This is a genomic window from Gemmiger formicilis (genome assembly GCF_016901605.1).
In the GTDB taxonomy this organism is placed as follows: Bacteria; Bacillota; Clostridia; order Oscillospirales; family Ruminococcaceae; genus Gemmiger; species Gemmiger formicilis_B.
On sequence record NZ_JACJKP010000402.1, the window covers coordinates 1 to 546 of the forward strand.

General features: G+C 58.8%; 1 protein-coding gene. It reads left to right on the forward strand.

Annotation, left to right across the window (positions count from 1 at the left end):
- On the forward strand, positions 1-546 hold a 546-nt coding region (locus tag H6B10_RS15130; protein ID WP_204652324.1), incomplete at both ends, for a carbohydrate ABC transporter permease.

Genomic DNA, 546 nt, shown 5'->3' on the forward strand with positions numbered 1-546 from the left:
TGCTGGATACCCTGCTCAGCTGGGTAGGCTTCGACATCGAGTCCCTGCCTTACTGGCTGCGGGACGAATCCATCAACAACATTGTGCTGGTGGCCTGCTCCATCTGGAAGTACATCGGTACCAACATCGTCATGTTCATCGGTGCCATCGCCTCGGTGGACTCCACCCTCTACGAGGCTGCCGACATTGACGGCGCCAACGCCTGGCATCGCTTCAAGGATATTATCCTGCCGTCCATCCGCACCATTGTGGTGCTCAACCTGATCATCTCGGTTTCCGGTGCCCTGTCCGCCTTCGAAATGCCCTACGTTGTCACCGGCGGCGGCTTCGGTACCTCCACCTACTTCGTCATTATGGACAAGCTGGCCCATACCGACCAGAAGGTTGGTCTTGCCTCGGCCATGGCCGTTGTGCTGCTGCTCCTGATCATGATCGTGACTTATGCCCAGAAGGCCGTGGAACGCTGGATGGACAAACGGGACAGCCGCACGCCGAAAGCTCTGGTACACACCGATCCCAACACCGCCGCTACGGCATCCAGCGCCA